This is a genomic window from Bradyrhizobium sp. BR14999, assembly GCF_056106085.1.
Genome location: NZ_CM148536.1, coordinates 7,437,481 through 7,457,554 on the forward strand (window position 1 = coordinate 7,437,481; position 20,074 = coordinate 7,457,554).

A 20,074-nucleotide genomic window follows, 5' to 3' on the forward strand; every position below is an offset into this window, starting at 1 on the left:
AAACGCGCATTCCGCCAAGGGGTTGAGAGCCGTCGGGCAAGCTGCTAACGCCTGAGCCGTTCTCGGAGAGATTCAGGTCAACGACGGCATGCCATCGTCCAAGGAAAAGAGCGCGGTGGAGATCGCGCGCAACTGGCGCCTCGAAGGGGGCGTTGGATTTCTGCTTCGACTGCTCGAGGCCCGCTATGACCTGCTCTACCAGGACCTGACCGGCCAGAGCGACATCACGCCACGGCAGTTCGGCGTGTTGATCGCGCTCTATCAGGATGGTCCCCTTACCCCGTCCGCCCTCGCCGCGCGCATCAGCAGCGACCGCAACACGCTCAGCGAGATGCTCAAGCGCATGACGGCGCGCAAGCTGATCGCGAAACGAAGCAACGCGGAAGACCGGCGGTCGATCCAGGTCCAGATCACCGCCAAGGGCGAGGAAGCCCTTCTCGGAGTCATCCCCGCCGCGGCCGAGCTTCAGAACACCCTGCTTGCGCCCTTGACCAAGGAGGACCGTGTCCACTTCCTCAACTGCATGCTCGCGATCGCCAAGGCGGCCGCGCCCTCGTCCTCAGGGACCTGATCCTGTCCCTGCCTTCGAGGACGCGCACGCGCCGCGATGCTTCCCTATCGTACCGAATAACGGATCGGCAGGCGTTTCACACCGCCGAGAAACGAGGTTTCGGTCCAGGCCGGGGCGCCCGCGAGCTCGACCCGCTCGGTCCTGCCGAGGAATTCGCGGAAGAAGACGACGATCTCGGCCTTGGCGAGATGCCGGCCGATGCAGGCGTGAATGCCAAAGCCGTAGCCGAGATGCCGATTGGGCGACCGATCGGGAATGAACTGGAAGGGCCGATCGAAGGCTTCCTCGTCCCGATTGCCTGAGGGATAGCTGAGGAGGATGCTGTCCCCGGCCCTGATCGTCTTGCCGCGAATGTCGTAGTCGGCCGTTGCGGTGCGGAAGAAGTGTTTGACCGGACACACCCAGCGCACCATCTCCTCCGCGGCGTCCGAAAGGAGCTCGGGTTCGCGCTGCAGGCGGGCCATGGCCTCGGGGTTCTCGATCAAGGCAAGCAGACCGCCGGCGATCGTCGCGCTCGTCGTGTCGTGTCCCGCGCTCGCGAGCGCGACATAGTACGAATAGGCCTCGAAATCCTCGATCGGTCGGCCGTCGATCTCGGAGGTTGCGATCACCGTCGCCACGTCGTCCTGCGGGTTCTTCCGTCTCGCCCGCGCGACGTCCTTGAAATAGTCGACATAGGCGATCGTGGCGTCGATCAGGTCCGAGCCCTTCTGCATCTCCGGATCGCCGCCGCCGAAATAGGCCTGTGTGATCTTGAGCAGGCGTTCCTCGTCGCTACGCGGCAGGCCGAGGATGGTCATCAGGACGCGTAGCGGATAGTAGATCGCGATATCGTTGTAGAAATCGCACTGGCCACCCATCGCCACCAGGCGATCGACGCTCTCCTTCGCCAGTGCCGCCATCCGCTCGGACAGCGTCCGGATGTGCCGGGGCTGAAACCAGGCGTGGGTGAGTTTCTGATACTTGCCGTGATCGGGGTTATCCATCTGCGGCAAAGCCCGGACCAGCATGGGCTTGCCGCTCATCGCCTCCCTGACCTTGCTTTCGAATTCGATGCTGAGAAGCTTCGTCCGCGGCGCGTTGATGAAGCGATCGGCCTGGCGCTCGATCTCGATGATGTCGGCGTATTTGGTGATGGTCCAGAACGGCCGGTATCCATGAGGTTGCGTCCAGTGGACCGGATCGTCGCGCCGCAGCTCGCCGAAGAGCCGGTGCTGCAGACCGACATTGCCATAGGTTCTGTGATCGGCGATTGCATTGTCCGTTGCGATGTCGAGCATCATTCCTCCTCCTTGCTTGTTTTATGTCGTTGTTAGGCGCTCCCAATCCCCGCCATGGTCAGAACGGGCTTGACCACGCGGCCGCTGTCGAGATCATCGACGGCCTCGTTGATCCCCGCGAGCGGATAGGTCTTGACGAATTTGTCGAGCGGCAAGCGGCCCTCGCGGAAGAAGCCGATCATGCGCGGAATGAACAGCTGGGGATTTGCATCGCCCTCGACCACGCCGCGGATGGAGATACCCCGCCCGACCACGACACTGGCTTCAGCCGCATACATCGTTCCCCGGGGCGGAGCCGCGACCTGCGCGCTGACGCCTCGCGCGCGCAGGCAATTGATTGAGCTTGCCACCGCCGCGGGCACGCCGGTCGTGTCGAGCGAGACATGCGCGCCGCCCTGCGTGAGCTCGATGATCTCAGCCGCGGGATTCTCCGCGCGGCCAGACACCGCATGTGTTGCGCCCAGCTCTCGCGCGACGCGCAACCGCTCCGGCACGACATCCACGGCGATGATGGTCGAGCAGCCGACGATCCGCGCGGCGATGATGGCGGACAGGCCGACCGCGCCGACGCCGAACACCGCGATGGAAGTCCCGGCCTGCGGCCGCAGCCCATTCATGACCGATCCCATGCCGGTCTGGATGCCGCATCCGAGCGGCGCAAGAAGATCCAGCGGCAGATCGCCATCGACCTTGACGATGTTCCTGGTGGTGGCGATCGCGTGGGTCGCGAAGGCCGATTGCGCGAAGAAATGACCGCCGAGCTCGCTCCCGCCCCGTGACAGCGCCGAGCCGCCCGACCTGTTTCCGAACAGGTTGATGGCGCGAAAATGATCGCAATAGCCGAGCGCGCCGTCGCTACAATTTGCGCACTCGCCGCAGGAGCCGAAGCTCATGAGCACGTGGTCGCCGGGCCGAAACGACGTCACGCCGGGGCCGACCTGTTCGATCACGCCGGCTCCTTCGTGGCCCAGGACCTTCGGCATCTGCACCGGGATGTGCCCATACTTGACCGCCAGATCGGTGTGACAGATGCCGCACGCGTGCACCCGGACCAGGACTTCGCCGGCGCGCGGCGCCGAGAGTTCGCAAGGGACGATCTCGAAAGGGTCGCGCGGCCCATTTGCTATCGCAGCGATGATCTTCATCGACGGTGCCCTCCGGCGCGCTGACGTGAACTAGCCTTTCGACCGGGCGCTGGCGTTTCCAAACACTCCGGCGTCAGCGAGGCCGGCGATGGCCTCGCCGGACAGGCCGAGGACCCGGGACAGCAATTCGTCCCGGTGCGCACCGACCGCGGGGATCTCCCGCCGCATGGCGGTCGATCCGCCCGACATCTTCCAGGGCGCATTGACGCCAAGGAATTCCCCGGCGCTATCGGCAATCGTCGCGAATGCGCCGCGCCGCAGGAGGTGCGGATCGGTCAAGGCGGCTCCCGGCTCACGGTATTCGGCACTGGGAACGCCGGCTTTTTCGAGAGCAGCCATGCACTCGCGCACCGTATGCTGTTCGGACCATTTTTCGACGACCTGCATCATCGCGGTCCAATTGGCCGCGCGGCCGGGCACCGTCTTGAAGCGCGGATCGTTCGCGAGATCGCCCTGCCCTGTCACCTCGCACAAGGCTGCGAAATTTCGCGGCGTGATCGGCGCAACCAGGATGTCGCCATCGGAAGCCCGGACCGGACCATAGGCGGCGCGCGGGGCCTGCGGGGCGAACTGCGCTTCCTGCAATTCGTAGACGAGCAGATTCAGCATGCAGTCCATCAGGGCAACATCGATCCTTTGGCCCGTCCCCGTTCGCGCACGCTGGACCATAGCGGTCTGGATCGCCGAATAGCCGAAGATCCCGCCGAGCACGTCTGCGACGAAAACGGCCCCCGCCGCCGGTCGGTCACGATCGCCCGCATACCGCATCAGCGAGCGGTCGAAGCCGCTCTCGGCGTGAACGATCATGGCATAGGCGGCGCGCTCGGCGGCCGGCCCCGTTTGCCCGTAGCCCGAGATCGAGCAGTAGATCAGGCGTGGATTGATCGCGCGCAACGCGTCGTAGCCGAGGCCGAGCCGGTCCATCACCCCCGGCCGGAAGTTCTCGACCAGGATATCGGTCTCCTTGACCAGCCGGCGCACCAGTTCGATCGCCTCGGGGTTTTTCAGGTCGAGCGCAAGGCTGCGCTTGCCCGCGTTGAGCTGGCCGAAATAAGCACTCTGGCCCTCCCGCAACGGGGCCCGCAGACGCATGTCGTCGCCCTCGGGCGGCTCGATCTTGATGACCTCCGCGCCGGCATCGGCGAGCAGCCTCGCGCAATAGGGACCTGCCAGCATGATCGAGAAATCGAGCACGCGGATCCCCTCGAGCGGCAGATTCGTGGTCTCCTGTACCTGCATGCTCACTCCTATCTCGGCAGCCCAAGCGCCCGTTGCGCGATGAGGCTGCGCTGGATCTCGTTGGTGCCGATGCTGATCACCCACATCAGCGAATGACGCAGGTTCTGCTCGAAACGACCATTGTCGATGGCGCCCGGCATCTGCTCCGACAGCGCCGCCCGCATGCCGAGGATGTCGAGCGCCGCCCCGCCGAAACGCTCCATCAACTCCCCGGAGAACACCTTGCTGATCGCGCCGTATTCCGGCGGCGTCACGCCGTCCGCGGCGAGCTCGGCACAATGCATCATCAACTGACGCCCGATCTCAATCTCGGCCGCCAGCGTCGCCATCCTGTCGCGCACGATGGGATCGTCGCTGAGCGCCCTTCCCGCGGCGTCCTTCTGCATGACGTGTCCCCGCAACTGCTCGAAGGCGTGAGCGACCTTCAGGACGATGCCCCCGCCGACCAGCCCGCGCTCGAAGGCGAGCGCGCCGGTCAAGACCTTCCAGCCCCCGTTGATCTCGCCGACGAGGTTCTCCAGGGGAATGCGGACATTGTCGTAGAAGATGTTGGCGAAGGAGCCGTCATACATCGTGGTCGCGGGGCGGACCGTGATCCCCTCGGCATTCATGGGCACGATGAACATGCTGATGCCGGCGTGCGGCGGCCTTGCGTCCTTGTCGGTGCGCGCGGCCAGGAACATGTATTTACCCCACCAGGTCGTGGTCCAGATCTTCTGACCGTTGATGACCCAGTGATCGCCATCACGCACCGCGCTGGTGCGCAGCGCCGCAAGATCCGAGCCCGCCTGTGGTTCGCTGTAGCCCATCCCGTGCATGGCCTCGCCGCAGAGGATTTCGGGCAGATAGCGTTGCTGCTGCTCGGGCGTTCCGAACATCATCAGGGCATTGGCCTGGATCGCGGCGCCGATGCGCGGCGCTTCGCCTAGCTCCATCGTCTCCATGAACGCGATCTGCTCGAGCGGCGAACGGGCCTGGCCGCCGAACTGTCGGGACCAGCCGAGTCCGATCCAGCCCGTCTCGCCGATCTCGCGCGAAAAGTCGGCATCGAACTCGCGTTTGGCGAACGGCTTGCGATCGAATTCGGCCTTCCGGTCTCCCGACCAATGCTGCTCAAGCCAGCTCTTCACCTGCTGGCGCAGCGCATTGCCGGCCGGGCCAAGATCATATTCAGGCAGACCCGAGCTGCCGGGATCCAGCAAAGAGCACGCCAGCGATCGCTTCACCGGCGCCGCTCCGCCCAACATGATCGCATCGAGATGCACCCGCTTGAAATGCAGCGGGGCTTCGTGCTCGTCGGCATAGCCGATTGCCCCGAACGCGTGATGCGTCTCGAGCGAGACCCGCCGCAAGGCATCGCTTGCGAAGGCGACGGCGGAGTTGGCGAAGTACCGCCAATCGTCGTCGCCGATATCGTGGAGCCTTGCCGCATGATCGACGATCAGGCGCACCCCTTCGAGGGCGATGAAGCCATTGGCGAGCTTATGCTGAATGGCCTGGAACCTGCCGATCGGCTGGCCAAACTGATGCCGCTCCTTGGCATAGTCCGTCGCCAACTCGAACGCGCGCCGGGCAGCACCATGCGCCCGCGCCATCAGCGCCAGCTTTCCCCTGAGCAGGAGATCGTCGAGGACGTCCCTCTCCAGAGCGATGAGGGTGACCGGCGCCGAAGTGAGGCGGACTTCACAAAAGCCCCAAGCGCCCATGGCGCGGGTCGGGACGACGGCCACGCCCGCGGCATCCAGCGCCACAAGGCCAAGAACCGACCGGTTGATGACGACAAGCAGATGCGTGCAGCTTTGCGCGGCTTCCACGAGACGAAGCAATCCGTCCGCGCGGCCTTCCCGGACCTGGATCGCGCCCGTGCCCGAGTCAGGATCGAGCGCCCCGAACGAAACGGCGAGCCGCACCGAACCCGCGTGCAGCCTGCTCAGACAATCCTCTGCCACCTCGGACTTCGCGGCTGAAAGCGCGAAATTGGAAAGCGCTGCCGACCACATCGGAGCAGGGCACGCCGCGCGCCCGAGTTCGGCGAGCACCACCGCAACCTCGCGCAGGCCCCCTTCTTCTGGGTCAGAGCCCAGACTGGCGACACCCTGCCCGACCAGCCTGGTCCATATCGCAGCAACGTCCTGCGGCGACGGGCCATGCCTGACGCAGTCGGCATTCCACTGCTCGCCGAGAAACCCGCGAAGGGAATCCCGGAGCATCAGCCTGATCTCGTCGTTCGGGAGTTCGGTCGCGTCCATGGGCTCAACTAGCCCTGGCCGAACCTGGGCTTGCGCTTCTCCTTGAAGGACATGGTGGCCTCCTTGTGGTCGGCGGTTTCGAATGTCACCTGTTCGAGCGCCATCGAGGCCTCGAGCAGCATATTCACGCGATCCTTGACGATCTGATTGATCGACAGCTTGGTCCAGCGAATGGCCCAGGTAGGACCGTTGGCGAGCTCGATCGCGATCTCCCGAGCCATTGCCAGCACCTCTGATCGGGGAGCGATGTGATTGACGAGGCCGATCCGCTCCGCTTCCTTTCCCTTCAATAGGGTTCCGCGAATGAGGAATTCCTTGGCCTTGTTGATGCCAACGAGCAACGGCCAGATCACCGTGCCGCCATCTCCAGCCACTAGGCCGACCCGCGACACATGCGTGTCGCCGATGCGCGCATCTTCCGCCATGACGGTGATATCGCAGAGCAGCGCGTGGGTCGCCGCAAGGCCGATGGCATCGCCGTTGATCGCGGCAATGATGGGCTTGTCGAGCTCGAGCTGGCGCGTCACACCGCGGCGGCTGATCATGGGGTCGTGGACCTCGCCCTCCTCCAGGACGTCGCCGCCTGGCCGTTCCGACATCGCCTTGACGTCGCCACCGACGCTGAAGAACTCGCCGGCGCCGGTCAGCACCACGACGTTGACGGCATGATCGTCGGCGAGATCGTCCCAGATCGTGCGGAGCTCGCGGATCAGCTTCTGATTGATGGCATTGCGGGCCTGCGGCCGGTTCAACGTCACCGTCGCGACCTTGTCGGCGACATCCACGGTCAAACACTCGTACTTTGCATATCGGGACACTTCTTCCTCCGTTCGTTTTTCTTATTCACATCCGACCTGCTGCCGGATAAACGCGCGTCATTTTATGCCGGGCTTCATCTCCGCCAAGGCGATCTGGAGTGACATGGCGCCTGGATCCTGCTCGAGCATCTTCTGAACCGCACCCAGGTGACTCCGCATCAAGCGGGCCGCCGCCGCTGCATTCCGCTCGCGCAGCGCTGCCAGGAATTGCCTGCGCCTCTCGACCAGGCGCGCCATCGCAACCCCACTCGATGCGACCTTGGCATAGACAAACCGCATGTGGATTTCGGTGACGGCATCGGTGATCATGGCGATCACCTTGTTGCCGCACGCCACGGCGAGCAGCTTGTAGAACTCCCGCGCGCATTCGACCCGCTCGAGCAACCGGCCCTCACGGGTAAAGAGCTCCGTTCGCTCGACATTTGCCTGCAACGCCTCGAAATCCGACTGTCGGGCGTTCGCGCAGGCCAGGCGCACCACGAGGTCGAGAACGTGGACTCGCGCTTCCGACAGCTCGCGGACCGAGATCGTTCCCAGGCTCAGCATGTCGCGCATGACCACGTTCATGCGGCTGGTGTCACCCTGCTGAACGAACGCGCCGCCTTTGACGCCCTTCTGCAGCCGGAGCACGCCGGCCATTTCAAGGCTGCGAAGCGCTTCTCTCAGGACGTTACGGCTGACGCCGAGCTGTTGAGCGAGATCGCGCTCGGGCGGGAGCTTGTCGCCGGGCTTGAGAACCCCCAGCGCGAGCTGCTCGCGAATCCGATCGCAGATTTCCTCGAAGGCGCGCCGCGTGTGAATCGGCCGAAACGCCACGGGCGCCGGTGATCCGGCCGTGCGGTGATCGGGAGCCCGCTCGCGACGCTTCGACGACGCAACGCGCGGGCCAGTGAACTTTTGGGGGCTTGACTTGGTTGGCATGCAATGGATTATTAAATGGATCACCCATTCAATGGAAGCCCCTTTTTGGCCCTCCCAACGAAAAAAGCAGCGGAGACGTCCATGAGCTTCACCGAGGAGCAGATCGCATTTCGCGACAGCGTCCGGAAGATGGCCACCAAGCATGTGGCGCCGATCGCAGCCGAGATCGACGACACCGACCGCTTTCCCCTCGAACTCGTCAAGCTTTTCGGCGAGATGGGGTTGATGCAGCTCTGGGTCCCCGAGCAATATGGCGGGCCGAATGGCAATCTGACCATGGCCTGCATCGCGCGCGAGGAGATATCGAGGTTCTCTCCCGCCTGCGCGTCGATCGCGGCACTGAACACCATGTTCATCATGCCGCTGCTCCACTTCGGCTCCGAAGAGCAGCGGAAGAAGTACCTGCCGTTGATTGCCAAAGGCGGCATCGTGACGGCGATCGCAATCTCCGAGCCTCAAGCCGGCTCCGACGTGACCGCGATCAACACGCGCGCGAAGAAGGACGGCGACTGCTACGTCCTCAACGGCCGCAAGCAATGGTGCAGCTACGGTGTGGCGGCCGACTATATCGTCGTAATGGCGCGTACGAGCGACAGCCCTGGCGCGGACGGGATCAGCGCCTTCATCGTCGAACCTAAGAACATGCCGGGCATCACGTTCGGCCGGCACGAGCGCAAGATGGGCTTTCGCGGCGCGCCGAACACGCCGATCTTCTTCGACAACGTGCGGGTGCCGGTGGAAAACCTCGTCGGTGAGGAAGGCAAGGGTTTTCGCGCCTCGATGCGCGCGCTCGATCTCAACCGCCCGACGATCGGCGCGCAGTCCGTCGGCCTCGCCCAGGGAGCGCTGGATGCCTGCCTCGCCTACGCGAAGGAGCGCAAGCAGTTCAAGAAATCGATCTCTGAGTTTCAGGGAGTCCAGTTCATGCTCGCCGACATGGCCATGCAGATCGAGGCGGCGCGCGCCCTCGTCTATGAATGCGCGCGCGCCGGCGACGCCGGCGACTGGAAGCGCCTGAACGTCCTTGCCAGCATGGCCAAATGCGTCGGCAGCGACATGGCCATGAAAGTCACGACCGACGCCGTGCAGATCTTCGGCGGGTATGGCTACACGATGGACTATCCGGTCGAGCGCATGATGCGTGACGCCAAGCTGACGCAGATCTTCGAGGGCACCAACCAGATCCAGCGGATGGTCATTGCCCGCGAGCTTCTACGATAAGAGCCTGAAAAACAAATAAATCGGGAGGATCTAACCTTGAACAGCCATTTCGGGCACGCGCTCGGCCTGATTGCAGCATCAGCGATGCTGGTGTCCATACCGCTCCACGCGCAAAAAGACTACGGGCCGGGCGTCAGCGATACCGAGATCAAGCTCGGGCAATCGACCCCGCTGAGCGGTCCTGCGTCTGCGTTCGGCGCCGGCGCGGGACGCGCCGTCATCGCCTATTTCGAGATGCTCAACGAACAGGGCGGAATCAACGGACGCAAGATCAACTTCACGCAGCTCGACAATGCGTACAGCGCCCCCAAGGCGGTCGAGCAGTCGCGCAAGCTCGTCGAGGACGTCGGCGTGCTAGCGGAAGTCGGCACCATCGGCACGGCGCCGAACGTCGCCGTTCAGAAATACCTGAACTCCAAACAGGTTCCGCAGCTGTTCATCACCGCAGGTGGGCGGCGCTTCAACGATCCCAAGAGCTTCCGCTGGACCGTGCCGCTCTATCCCGATTTTGAGACCGAGGGACGCGTCATCGGCAAGTATCTGCTGAAGACCCGGCCGCAGGCCAAGATCGGCGTCCTCTACCAGAACGACGATTACGGAAAGGACTATCTGAAAGGCCTTCGCGCCGGTCTCGGCGACAAGGCCTCGCAGATCGTGCTCGAGGCATCCTACGAGCTCGCCGACCCCACGATCGATTCGCAGATCGTCCAACTCAAGTCCGCCGGCATCGACACGCTGGTCGAGCAGTCGTCCTCGAAGGCGGCGGCGCAGTCGATCCGCAAGGCCCATGAACTCAACTGGAACCCGTTGCACATCATCGGGGGATCGACGGCCTCCGTCGAGACGATCCTGAAGCCCGCAGGCCTCGACGCCTCGAAGGGCCTCGTGACCACGCAGTTCCTCAAGCAGCCCGGCGACCCCGCCTGGGCCAATGACGATGAGGTCAAGGCCTACAAGGCCTTCCTGAAAAAGTACGCCGCGTCAGTCAATCCGGACGATTATTCGGTCCTCGTGGCCTACATGAACGTCCATGCGGTCGAACTCGTGCTGAAGAAGTGCGGCGACGATCTGACGCGGGAAAGCCTGATCCGTCAGGCGACATCGCTGCACGGCGAACGCCTGCCGATGATGCTGCCGGGCATCTCGATCAGCACCAAACCCGACGACTACGGAGCGTTCAAGACCTTGCGGATCGCCGTTTTCGACGGTCAAAGCTGGAGCCTTACCGGGGATCCCATGTCGGCGGACTAAGCGTCTCGCCGCGTGGACGAAGGCAGGAGACTCAGCCCCCTACCGGCCCTCGCTCTCCTTTGGCCGTTCTGTCATTCACAAAGAAGTTTTGCCGAGATCCACTGCGCCGCCGACGGCGTTTCTATCGTTGCGGAGGACGGGCGCGGGATATGTCAGGCGGTCCGGCGAGATCCGTCAAGAGAATCTCGCCGGGCTGACGCGCCTTCCGCCACTCAGGATGCTATCCCGTCGAGATCGACCAGATCGCCGATCGGGACCCAGTTGGTACCATCAAATCGCGTGATTTGAAGGTTGTGGATCGCACGGTAGTCAGTTGAGGAGTTGCCGACCTTGATTCCGGGCAGGAACAGAGGCGGCTGCTCGTCCCTGAGCGACGTCGCCTGATTCAGCAGATTTTCGCGTGTTAGGTTGTTACCGCATCGCTTGAGCACCTGCTCGATCATATAGGCGTTGTTGTAGCCGGGCGTCGCCGTATTGTCGTCAATACTCACGGACGGCATATACTTCTTCATGAACTCGACATAGGCCTTCACGCGGGGATTGTCCTGTTGGCGCGGGTCTGTGGGGATGACCTCCCACCATGCCGAGACCAGACCCTTTGCGTTGTCTAGACCCGCGGGCGCCAGAGTCCCTCCTACCGAGCTGCAATTCGAATTGACGATATGCAGCGGCTTCCAACCGATGGCTGCCACTTTCCGAATGCCCTGTGCGGCGAACTTCGAATAGGTGAGTTGCACGAAGACGTCCGCACCGGCGCCTTTGCAATCGGCGACCTGGTTATCGATAGTCGGCTCGGTGATCTCGTGGCTGATTTCCTTGACGATGGCACTGACCTTGCCGCCCAGCCCCTTCTTGAGACCGCGAAGAAAGTCCTTGCCCAGATCATCATTCACGTATTGAACGGCGATCTTCGCGTCCGGTTTCTCGCTCAGGATGCGAGCCCCTAGCGCGGCCCCCTGCGCGACATAGATCGGATAGAACGGTACAATCCAGGGAAACTCCTTCGGATCGTTGAAGCGCTCGGCGCCCGACGTCAAGAATAGGTTCGGCACCTTCTTCGCATTGAGATATTTCTGAACGGCGGCGTTGGTGGCTGTCCCCAAGAACCCTGCAATCGCGAACACTTCCTCGGACTCGACGAGCTTGCGCGTCTGCTCGACGGCCTTCGGCGGCGAGAAAGCATTGTCGAGCGAGATCAGATTGATCTTTCGACCGTTTATGCCTCCGTTGTCGTTGATCATCTGGAAATAGGCCGTCTGGGCCTGCCCGTAGACGCCGTAGCCCGAAGCGGGACCGCTATACGGTGCCGTGGTTCCGAGCTTGATTTCGGTGTCGGTCACACCTAGCCCGTAGCTTGCTGCTGCGCGCGCGCGTGACGTTCGCCCGAGCGTCAACGCCGAGACACCGAGGCCCGCCATTGCGGACCGCCGCGAGATCGATCGCATATTGGCTTCCTCCCTGTTCATGCTTCTCAATAGCAATCAAAGTCCACACGTCTCCGCCTCAACGATCCTGACGGCACGAACAGGCCCTCAAGTGAAGGAGACGCTCACCGGGCCGAAACCCGAGATCATGGCCTCGTAGACCTCCCCGGCCGCAACCGGGGATACCGGGCCCAAGGCGCCGGTCAATACGACGTCGCCGCTTCGCAGCGGCTGTCCGGCACGAGCCATGGTCCGTGCGAGCCAGAGTGCGGCCCGCAGGGGATGACCAAGACAGGCCGATCCGCAACCGACAGACACGATCGCACCGTTGCGCGTCATGGTCATGCTGCAAGCGGCGAGGTCCATGTCGGTCAATCGCCGCGGGGAGGCGCCGAGCACGTAACGCGCGCTCGAGCCGTTGTCAGCCACGGTATCGAGAATGGTGATCTTCCAGTCTCTGATCCGGCTGTCGACCACTTCGAGCGCCGGAACGGCGTAAGCGGTCGCGCGCATCAACTCGCCGAGCGTAAGATCGTGGCTCGGCAGATCGCGCTCCAGCACGATCGCGATCTCAGCCTCGACGCGAGGCTGGATCAACCGGCTGGCGTTGATCGCCTCGCCCGTCACGACCTCCATGTCAGCGAAAAGGGCGCCATAGTCCGGCTGGTCCACCCCGAGCTGCTGCTGCACGGCTTTCGAGGTCAAGCCGATCTTCCGCCCCACGAGCCTTCTGCCATTGGCGATACCGCGACGGGTCACTTCCGCTTGGACCGCGTATGCGAGATCGATCTTCCCTGCTCCGATGTCCACAGCGATCGGATCGATCGCTCGCCGGGAAAATTCGGCTTCCTGTAGACGCGTAGCGATGGTCTCGACAATCGTGGTCATGGGCGATCCAGGAAGTCGGCGACCAACGCGTTGAACTCATCGGCCTTTTCCCACTGTGCCCAGTGACCGCACTTTGGATAGACGTGGAGCTGAGCGTTCGGCATGGTCTTGAGCAGAATGAAGCTGGAGTCGAGGGGAACCACACGATCGTCACGGCCCCAGACCAGCAACGTCCTATGCTTCAGCGAAGCAAGGTTCTCGCGCCAGATATCGAGCGGCGGGCGCTTGAAGATGTCGATGACGTCCTTTCGCATCGCGGCCTTCAGCCGCTCCTCAAGCAGCTCGTCCGTGATCGATTTGGAATCAAAGACCAGAAGCTCGATGACTCCCTTCAACTTCTGCATCGACGGGCCCTCGCCGCCGTGAAACATCGCCATGCGACGCAAGCCCTCGGTCGGCATCGGCGTGAAGATCGCGTGGCTGCCGCCCGTTCCCATCAGCACCAGCCGATTGACGCGCTCGGGCGCACGCAACGCGACCATCAAGGATGTAGCTCCGCCGAGCGAGTTCCCGACGAAGCTCGCCTTCTGAACGCCTATCGCATCCATGAAGGAAAGGACGAAATCGCCCATTGCCTCGAAGACCGGGCCATCCTTCAGCTTGCCTTCTGTCTCGCCGAAGCCGGGCAGGTCGATGACGATGACGCGGCGGCCTGCGGCGAGCGGCTCGACGTTCTTGCGATAGTTGCTGAGCCCCGATGCGCCGGGGCCGCCGCCATGGATCAGGATCGTCGGCTCGCCCTGCCCGACATCATGGTAGCGCGTGCGCGTTCCGCCAACGTCGATGAACTTATCACTCAGATCCACGTTTATCTCCTGTTGATCGCGAGATTGCTTCACGCCGGCGTTGCGCCGATTTGAAGGTAACTATCCCGCAGCTTCCGCTTGAAAATCTTGCCGCTCGCCTCGCGAGGCAGGGCATGGTGAAAGACGAACCGCTTCGGCACCTTGAAGCGCGCGAGCCGCTGCTCGAGGAACGCCATGACATCAGCGGTGTCGGGCCGCGCGTCCGGCTCGGCTTCGATCGCCGCGATGAGGCTTTCGCCGAATTCTTCGTCCGGCACACCGAACACGGCGCAATCCCGTATGCCGGGACAGTTGACGAGAACGCTCTCGATCTCCGCCGGATAGATGTTGACCCCGCCGGAAATGACCATGTCGCGCTTGCGATCGCAGATATAGAGAAAGCCATCTGCATCGAGATATCCGACGTCGCCACATGTCACGAGCCCGCCGCGATCGACCTGAGCGCGCTGGTCGGGCCGACCGTGATAGGTGAAGTCGGAATAGGCCTCCGTGCGGAGATAGATCTCTCCGATGCCGCCCGGAACGACCTCTTCGCCATTCTCGCTATAGATTCTGATCTCGGTGCCGGCCATTGGTCGCCCGACCGTGCCCGGATGCGCGAGCCATTCCTCCGTGTTGCAACCGACCGCGGGGCCGGTCTCGGTCGCGCCATAGGTCTCATGGATCACCGGTCCCCACCACTCGATCATCCGGCGCTTGACCTCCGGCGGGCACGCGGCGCCGGTGTGCGTGACCCAGCGGATCGACGACAGGTCGTAGCTGCCGCGAACCGCATCGCTCAGCCGCAAGAGGCGCACGAACATGGTCGGCACCATCGTCAGGTGCGTGATCCGGTGATGAGCGATCACGCGCAGCAGATCCTCGGGATCGAAGCTCTGCTGCAGCACCGTCAGGTCGGCGTGTTGAAAGGCTTGCCGGGCAAAGGCGCCGGGAGATGCATGATACAGCGGACCGCAAACGAATGCCCGCATCCCCTTCTCAATGCCGTAGATTTTGCGGAGCAGAGCTGCGTTCTTGTGGATCTGCTCTGGCGTCATCGGTGCACGACGCACGCCCTTCGGATGTCCTGTCGTGCCTGAGGTGTAGATCATCGTGCCCCGCGGTGCGCGCCCGGGCTGCATCCATGCCGGGGCTTGGTCGCGGACCGTAGCCCAGCTCTTCGCATGCGAGGGCGAGATCTTGGATGGCGTATCATCCGCGACCGGATTGTCGATCACCAGCGTCGGCAGATCGGCGGGCACGGCCTGCGATATTACGCCGATGAGATCGACATGCCCGATCAAAGCACGCGGCGTACAATCGGATAGGATGTATGCGATTTCGCTGGCTGTACTGTGCCAGTTGAGCGGCACCACATAGGCGCCGAGCAGCGCGGCTGCGTGCAGAACCTCGAAATAGCAGCTGTCATTCCTGATCAAGAGTGCAACGGCATCGCCTTCGCGAACGTCGAGCGTGTCCAAGGCGGAGGCCGCGCGGCTCCCTTGGTCAAGCAACGCCTCGCACGCGACCTGGCGAGGCCCGACGATTACCGTCCCGTGAGGCATTGCACTCACTCCAGACATATCGTCACCTCGGCTCGTACGGGCGGCAGCAGGATGCTGTCGAGTTGCCGAAAACCGTCCTCCGTCAGGGCGAGCGGCGCCGAGAACGTCAGGGCGTCCATGTGACCGCTGAGAATGGTCGGATAACGCCACTCGGCTCTGGTCACAGTGCGCGTGCCGGTCCGAAACTCGATCACAAGCGGCTGCGGCGCGCTGGAGCCGTGTCCGCTCTGATAGCCATCACCGATGGCGTAGACCTCCCATTGAAACATGCCGGGGCCGCGGCGCTGAATCGCGACCTCAATATCCAGCAGGCCGAACGCGGGATCGGCCTTGGTGCCGTCCTGGTAGAAATAGATGAAGGGAATGCGGCCATACTTGCTCTCGCCCCTTGTCATGTCCGAGGGCACCTGCGCATCACTGCGACCGGGGGTTCGCGGCGGAACAGGGCCGAGCAGACACATTTGCGGAAGTGAGCGGCATTCAGCCACGGGCAACACTCCCCTGACCAGCTTCCCTTACGCCGCCAAGCGCCTGGATGTTGTAAGTCCGGCCAAGGAAACCGAAGGCATTCTGGGCGAGAACCGCGTCGCTGCTGAGTACGCGTCTGGCGAACGCACCGGGCTGTTTCTGCCGGATCGCAAAGGGATAGTCGGACCCCGCGACGATGCGGCCCTCGCCGACAGCACTGGCGAGAAATGAGAGGGGGGCCGGATCGTACAGAATGGTGTCGTACCAGAACTGCCTGGCGAGATCCGATGGCTGACGCGTCATCCGGCCCTTTGCGCCCAGCGACCAACCGTAGTCCATGCGCGGCAGAATCCATGGCAGCGCCCCGCCACCATGACTCAGCAGGATCCGCAGGCGGGGAAATCTCTCGAGGACGCCCGCCGCAAGCAACGAGACCGAGGCCAATGCGGTCTCCAGCGGAAATACCGCCGTTGCGGCAAACTCCGGACTGCTCGCGACCCGCTCCATGCCGGCTGGATGCAGCGGATGAACGAACAGACCGAGTTCGAGCGCTTCAGCCGCCTCATATAGCGGAAACAGAGTCTCGCTGCCGAGCGCAACACCGTCGATATGCGTTCCGATCTCGATCCCGCCGAATCCGAGGCTCTTGATCTTCTGCAGTTGCCGCACGGCGCGCGGCACATCCTGCGCGCACACCATCCCGATGCCGGCAAAATTGCGCGGTGCCCGCGCCGTCATGGCGGCGATCTGATCATTGATGACGTCAGCGAGATATTCAGCATCGGCGGGCGGCAACCAATGCGACAGCAGTTCGGGCATCGGCGAGAGCACCTGCAGGTCAGTGCCGTCCTCGACCATGTCCGCAAGCCGCCGTTCGACGTCCCACGACCGCGTATCGAGCTTGCGAAACACCTTGCCCGCGATCATCACCGCGAACTGATCGCCCGTCGAATGCTCGACGCTCGGCCAGCGCGCGTCCCGCTTTGGGTCTGCGGCCAGCCGTGCAGGCACGACATGGGTGTGAATGTCGATCACGTTGCCCAAGGCGCTCTCCCTTATAGCTCGTTTGCGAGCTTCTTCGTGCAATCTGTGGCCGCACCGAGCAGCGGCAACATATTTCACTTTACAAACAGGAATGATTGTTTTTATTTCGCTTGTCAAGACGTCTCAGAACGTAATGCGGCTGCGACCGCCACTGCGGCGAGCCAGGGAGCGAATGCAATTGGACCCGCTGCAAACACGCGTCGTCATTGCCGGAGCCGGACAAGCCGGCGCGCGCGCTGCCGAAGCATTGCGCGCAGTTGGGCATCGCGGCCCGATCGCCCTCGTCGGCGAGGAAGAGCACTTGCCCTATGAGCGACCGCAACTGTCGAAAGCCATGCTGCTGGATCGGGAGCCTGATCCAGCATTCATCCGGACGGCCCAGGCGTGGCGCGATCTCGGCATTGAGCTGCTGACTGACTCGCGCGTGCTCGCGGCCGACGGCGACAAGCGTGTGGTCGGACTAGCGAACGGGCGCGAGCTGGCATTCGATCGCTTGCTGCTGGCGACCGGAACGCGCGTACGGCGACTGGCTGAGCTCGATGACGGCCCTCTGCCCGTGCACTATCTGCGCGGGCTCGGTGACGCGCTCAAATTGCGTGAGACTTTGCAGCCCGGGCTGCGCATCGTTCTGGTCGGCGGCGGCGTAATCGGGCTCGAAGCGGCCTCCGCTGCGATCGCCCGCGGATGTCGCGTCACCGTCCTGGAGAAGGCCGACAGGCTGCTTCCGCAGATCGGATCGAATTCGCTTGGCGAATATATTGCGGATCTCCACGCCTCGAAAGGCGTCGACATCATATGTCGTGCTTCGGTCGGTCGTGCACGGCCTGACGGACTGGAGCTGGACGACGGTCAATTCATTGCGGCCGACCTGGCGCTGATCGGCGTCGGGGTCGAGCCGGTCGCCGACTTGGCCCGCCAGTTGGGGCTCGATATCGAACGCGGCATTCGCGTCGCACCGACCGGCGCCACCGCTGCCGACGGAATCCATGCCGCCGGTGACGTCGCCGAGCAATGGAGCAGATGCCACGATCGGTGGATGCGGATCGAGAACTGGGCCAATGCGCAGAACCAGGCGATTGCGACCGCGAGAGCAATGGCCGGCATCGAGACCGCCTACGACGCCCCGTCCTGGTTCTGGACCGACCAATATGATGCCAACGTCCAGGTCGTCGGCAATCCCGCTGGCGGAGAAGAGATCGTCAGGGGAGACGTTCCGGGTGGACGTTTCATGATGATCGCCATTCGCGATGGCGAGGTCGTTGGAGGCATCACCGTCAATTCGGCGCGAGACATGGCCGTACTGCGGCGCCTCGTCATTTCGCGCAAACGGGTCCGCAAAGCCGACCTTGAGAATCCGGCATTCGAACTGAAGCGATCGCTCGCTGCCTAGGGAAAGAGGAACCTCCGATGAACGCACAAAGCCCACAGCCGGCCCTGCTGGTCGATCCGGCCCAGCGCATTTTCAAGGTCGCGCGGCGCAACTTCGTCGATCCGGAGATCTTCAAGGCCGAGAAGGAACGAATCTTCGATCGGTCATGGCTCTATCTCGGGCATTCGTCCGAGCTGCCCAATCCCGGCGACTTCGTCACGCGCAAGGTTGCGGGCCGAGGCATCCTGTTCACCCGCGACAGCAAGGGACAGCTTCGCGCCCTGCTCAACACCTGTCCGCACCGCGGCGCGCAGGTGTGCCGCGAGCGGAAGGGGAATGCCAAGTCGTTCCAATGCTTCTATCACGGCTGGGTCTTTGGCGCGGATGGCAAGCTTCGCAGCCAGCCTGGCGAGGCCTCCTATCCGGAAGGCTTCAAGGGGCGCGATACCTCGAACATGCAGCCGGTGCCGCGTTTCGAGACCTATCGCGACTTCAACTTCGTTTCGTTCGACAGCAACATCATGCCGCTGGTCGACTATCTGGCCGGCGCCAAAGAGTATCTCGATGTCATCTGCGACCAGACCGACGCCGGGATGTCGATCGTGGCCGGCAGCCAGGAATACTCGATCCGGGCCAACTGGAAGCTGCTCACCGAGAACAGCATAGACGGCTATCACGCCTCCACTACCCACGCGACCTATTTCGACATCCTGATGAGATCGACCGACAACCTCGCCAGCGGAATGGGCGGCGGCGGTTACGGTTACGATCTCGGCAACGGCCACGCCGTCCTGGAGTATAGCGCACCGTGGGGCCGCCCGGTCGCGCAGTGGATCCCCGGCTGGGGCGCGGCAGGCAAAACGGAAATCGCCGGGCTCTACGAGAATCTCGTCAAACGACACGGCAAGGAGCGAGCTGAGAGGATCGCGCGGAAGAATCGCAACCTGTTCATCTTCCCGAATCTCGTCGTCAACGACATCATGGCGCTGACCGTGAGGACCTATTTCCCGATGGCGCCCGACTACATGGTGATCAACGCCTGGGCGCTCGCACCCAACGACGAATCGGCATGGGCACGGAAGTATCGCCTCAACAACTTTCTTGAATTTCTCGGACCCGGCGGCTTTGCGACGCCTGACGATGCCGAAGCGCTCGAGCATTGCCAGCGCGGCTTCGAGAACTCCAAGGAGGCGTTGTGGAACGACATTTCCAAGGGAATGGGCAAGGACAAGGCGCATCACGATGACGAATTGCAGATGCGCGCATTCTGGACCCAATGGAACAAGCAGATGTTCCCCGGGCCAGTTGCCAGCATCAAGGACGTAGCGGCCTGAGGAGGACGACATGCACACCGTGAGCCGAGCCGACGTCGAGGATTTCCTGTTCAACGAAGCCGATCTACTCGATCAATGGCGCCTGCCGGAATGGCTGACGCTGTTTACCGACGATGCCAAGTACGAGGTACCCTGCACCGACCTGCCTGCGGACGCATCGTCCGCTACCAGCCTATTTTACATCGCGGACGACCGCGCGCGGCTTGGCGAGCGCGTGAAGCGTTTGATGAAGCGCACGGCACACGCCGAGTTTCCTCACTCCAAGACCAGCCGGATCGTCGGCAATGTCCGCATCCGGCCGACAAAGGACGACCAAATCGAGGTCAGTTGCGTGTTCCAGACGCTGCGCACCAAGGACGGCAACACCGATCTCTACTTCGGAACGAACAAGTATCGATTGGCCATCCAGGAGTACGGATTCAGAATCCGGGAGAAGCGTTGCCTGCTCGCCGGCGACGGCCTGCGTCCGAGCGGCCGTATCAGCATCGTCCTCTAGCGGGAA

18 protein-coding genes are annotated in these 20,074 nt (G+C 63.1%); 6 read left to right on the forward strand and 12 right to left on the reverse strand.

Features of this window, described 5'->3' with window-relative positions; translation table 11 throughout:
• Positions 1-88: 88 nt before the first annotated feature.
• Complete coding sequence (locus ACR9YP_RS34720) at positions 89-571, forward strand: MarR family winged helix-turn-helix transcriptional regulator (protein WP_474218026.1); 483 nt, start codon at positions 89-91, stop codon at positions 569-571.
• 44 nt (positions 572-615) lie between these two features.
• Here ACR9YP_RS34720 and ACR9YP_RS34725 read toward each other — a convergent pair whose 3' ends face one another.
• From ACR9YP_RS34725 to ACR9YP_RS34750, 6 genes are read right to left on the reverse strand one after another with little or no spacing between them, the layout of a single operon-like run.
• Positions 616-1,854: a cytochrome P450 gene (locus tag ACR9YP_RS34725; RefSeq protein WP_474218027.1), complete on the reverse strand. Its 1,239-nt coding sequence runs from the start codon at positions 1,852-1,854 to the stop codon at positions 616-618.
• A gap of 29 nt (positions 1,855-1,883) precedes the next feature.
• A complete protein-coding gene (locus tag ACR9YP_RS34730; RefSeq protein WP_474218028.1) occupies positions 1,884-2,996 on the reverse strand; it encodes an NAD(P)-dependent alcohol dehydrogenase in 1,113 nt (370 codons plus the stop codon).
• Positions 2,997-3,026: 30 nt separating this feature from the next.
• Positions 3,027-4,235: a CaiB/BaiF CoA transferase family protein gene (locus ACR9YP_RS34735; protein ID WP_474218029.1), complete on the reverse strand. Its 1,209-nt coding sequence runs from the start codon at positions 4,233-4,235 to the stop codon at positions 3,027-3,029.
• Positions 4,236-4,243: 8 nt separating this feature from the next.
• Complete coding sequence (locus ACR9YP_RS34740) at positions 4,244-6,484, reverse strand: acyl-CoA dehydrogenase family protein (protein ID WP_474218030.1); 2,241 nt, start codon at positions 6,482-6,484, stop codon at positions 4,244-4,246.
• Positions 6,485-6,492: 8 nt separating this feature from the next.
• A complete protein-coding gene (locus ACR9YP_RS34745) occupies positions 6,493-7,302 on the reverse strand; it encodes an enoyl-CoA hydratase/isomerase family protein (protein WP_474218031.1) in 810 nt (269 codons plus the stop codon).
• A 57-nt stretch (positions 7,303-7,359) separates the two neighbouring features.
• Positions 7,360-8,367: a FadR/GntR family transcriptional regulator gene (locus ACR9YP_RS34750; RefSeq protein ID WP_474218032.1), complete on the reverse strand. Its 1,008-nt coding sequence runs from the start codon at positions 8,365-8,367 to the stop codon at positions 7,360-7,362.
• Here ACR9YP_RS34750 and ACR9YP_RS34755 point away from each other — a divergent pair.
• Both ACR9YP_RS34755 and ACR9YP_RS34760 read left to right on the forward strand, forming a co-directional pair.
• Positions 8,305-9,444: an acyl-CoA dehydrogenase family protein gene (locus tag ACR9YP_RS34755; protein ID WP_474218033.1), complete on the forward strand. Its 1,140-nt coding sequence runs from the start codon at positions 8,305-8,307 to the stop codon at positions 9,442-9,444. The genes ACR9YP_RS34750 and ACR9YP_RS34755 overlap by 63 nt on opposite strands.
• A gap of 84 nt (positions 9,445-9,528) precedes the next feature.
• Complete coding sequence (locus ACR9YP_RS34760; RefSeq protein WP_474221162.1) at positions 9,529-10,695, forward strand: ABC transporter substrate-binding protein; 1,167 nt, start codon at positions 9,529-9,531, stop codon at positions 10,693-10,695.
• A gap of 212 nt (positions 10,696-10,907) precedes the next feature.
• On the opposite strand, the gene ACR9YP_RS34765 is transcribed toward ACR9YP_RS34760, so the two are convergent.
• From ACR9YP_RS34765 to ACR9YP_RS34790, 6 genes are all read right to left on the reverse strand, one after another.
• Positions 10,908-12,140, reverse strand: a complete 1,233-nt coding sequence (locus ACR9YP_RS34765) for an ABC transporter substrate-binding protein (protein ID WP_474218034.1) — start codon at positions 12,138-12,140, stop codon at positions 10,908-10,910.
• Positions 12,141-12,227: 87 nt separating this feature from the next.
• Complete coding sequence (locus ACR9YP_RS34770; protein WP_474218035.1) at positions 12,228-13,007, reverse strand: 2-keto-4-pentenoate hydratase; 780 nt, start codon at positions 13,005-13,007, stop codon at positions 12,228-12,230.
• On the reverse strand, positions 13,004-13,813 hold the full coding sequence (locus tag ACR9YP_RS34775; RefSeq protein ID WP_474218036.1) for an alpha/beta fold hydrolase: 810 nt from the start codon (positions 13,811-13,813) through the stop codon (positions 13,004-13,006). The genes ACR9YP_RS34770 and ACR9YP_RS34775 overlap by 4 nt, the downstream gene beginning before the upstream one ends.
• A gap of 29 nt (positions 13,814-13,842) precedes the next feature.
• Positions 13,843-15,375 carry an AMP-binding protein gene (locus ACR9YP_RS34780; protein ID WP_474218037.1) on the reverse strand — a complete coding sequence of 511 codons (1,533 nt, stop codon included), beginning with the start codon at positions 15,373-15,375 and terminating at the stop codon, positions 13,843-13,845.
• Positions 15,363-15,752 carry a hypothetical protein gene (locus tag ACR9YP_RS34785; RefSeq protein ID WP_474218038.1) on the reverse strand — a complete coding sequence of 130 codons (390 nt, stop codon included), beginning with the start codon at positions 15,750-15,752 and terminating at the stop codon, positions 15,363-15,365. The genes ACR9YP_RS34780 and ACR9YP_RS34785 overlap by 13 nt, the downstream gene beginning before the upstream one ends.
• 85 nt (positions 15,753-15,837) lie before the next feature.
• Entirely contained in the window at positions 15,838-16,947 is a 1,110-nt protein-coding gene (locus ACR9YP_RS34790) for an amidohydrolase family protein (RefSeq protein WP_474221163.1), read from the reverse strand.
• Here ACR9YP_RS34790 and ACR9YP_RS34795 point away from each other — a divergent pair.
• The 3 genes from ACR9YP_RS34795 to ACR9YP_RS34805 are packed head-to-tail and all read left to right on the forward strand — an operon-like array spanning position 16,862 to position 20,068.
• The gene (locus ACR9YP_RS34795) at positions 16,862-18,259 is read left to right on the forward strand and encodes an NAD(P)/FAD-dependent oxidoreductase (RefSeq protein WP_474218039.1); all 1,398 of its coding nucleotides are present in this window, start codon (positions 16,862-16,864) and stop codon (positions 18,257-18,259) included. The genes ACR9YP_RS34790 and ACR9YP_RS34795 overlap by 86 nt on opposite strands.
• Positions 18,260-18,276: 17 nt before the next feature.
• On the forward strand, positions 18,277-19,572 hold the full coding sequence (locus ACR9YP_RS34800) for an aromatic ring-hydroxylating oxygenase subunit alpha (RefSeq protein WP_474218040.1): 1,296 nt from the start codon (positions 18,277-18,279) through the stop codon (positions 19,570-19,572).
• A 10-nt stretch (positions 19,573-19,582) separates the two neighbouring features.
• A complete protein-coding gene (locus tag ACR9YP_RS34805) occupies positions 19,583-20,068 on the forward strand; it encodes an aromatic-ring-hydroxylating dioxygenase subunit beta (protein WP_474218041.1) in 486 nt (161 codons plus the stop codon).
• The last annotated feature ends 6 nt before the right edge of the window (positions 20,069-20,074 follow it).

Excerpts from the sequence above, each read along its gene's own strand:
- ACR9YP_RS34720 (WP_474218026.1), top strand. The coding sequence starts at position 89 with ATGCCATCGTCCAAGGAAAAGAGCGCGGTGGAGATCGCGCGCAACTGG.
- ACR9YP_RS34725 (WP_474218027.1), bottom strand. The coding sequence starts at position 1,854 with ATGATGCTCGACATCGCAACGGACAATGCAATCGCCGATCACAGAACC.
- ACR9YP_RS34730 (WP_474218028.1), bottom strand. The coding sequence starts at position 2,996 with ATGAAGATCATCGCTGCGATAGCAAATGGGCCGCGCGACCCTTTCGAG.
- ACR9YP_RS34735 (WP_474218029.1), bottom strand. The coding sequence starts at position 4,235 with ATGCAGGTACAGGAGACCACGAATCTGCCGCTCGAGGGGATCCGCGTG.
- ACR9YP_RS34740 (WP_474218030.1), bottom strand. The coding sequence starts at position 6,484 with ATGGACGCGACCGAACTCCCGAACGACGAGATCAGGCTGATGCTCCGG.
- ACR9YP_RS34755 (WP_474218033.1), top strand. The coding sequence starts at position 8,305 with ATGAGCTTCACCGAGGAGCAGATCGCATTTCGCGACAGCGTCCGGAAG.
- ACR9YP_RS34750 (WP_474218032.1), bottom strand. The coding sequence starts at position 8,367 with ATGCTTGGTGGCCATCTTCCGGACGCTGTCGCGAAATGCGATCTGCTC.
- ACR9YP_RS34760 (WP_474221162.1), top strand. The coding sequence starts at position 9,529 with ATGCTGGTGTCCATACCGCTCCACGCGCAAAAAGACTACGGGCCGGGC.
- ACR9YP_RS34765 (WP_474218034.1), bottom strand. The coding sequence starts at position 12,140 with ATGCGATCGATCTCGCGGCGGTCCGCAATGGCGGGCCTCGGTGTCTCG.
- ACR9YP_RS34770 (WP_474218035.1), bottom strand. The coding sequence starts at position 13,007 with ATGACCACGATTGTCGAGACCATCGCTACGCGTCTACAGGAAGCCGAA.
- ACR9YP_RS34780 (WP_474218037.1), bottom strand. The coding sequence starts at position 15,375 with ATGTCTGGAGTGAGTGCAATGCCTCACGGGACGGTAATCGTCGGGCCT.
- ACR9YP_RS34785 (WP_474218038.1), bottom strand. The coding sequence starts at position 15,752 with ATGACAAGGGGCGAGAGCAAGTATGGCCGCATTCCCTTCATCTATTTC.
- ACR9YP_RS34800 (WP_474218040.1), top strand. The coding sequence starts at position 18,277 with ATGAACGCACAAAGCCCACAGCCGGCCCTGCTGGTCGATCCGGCCCAG.
- ACR9YP_RS34805 (WP_474218041.1), top strand. The coding sequence starts at position 19,583 with ATGCACACCGTGAGCCGAGCCGACGTCGAGGATTTCCTGTTCAACGAA.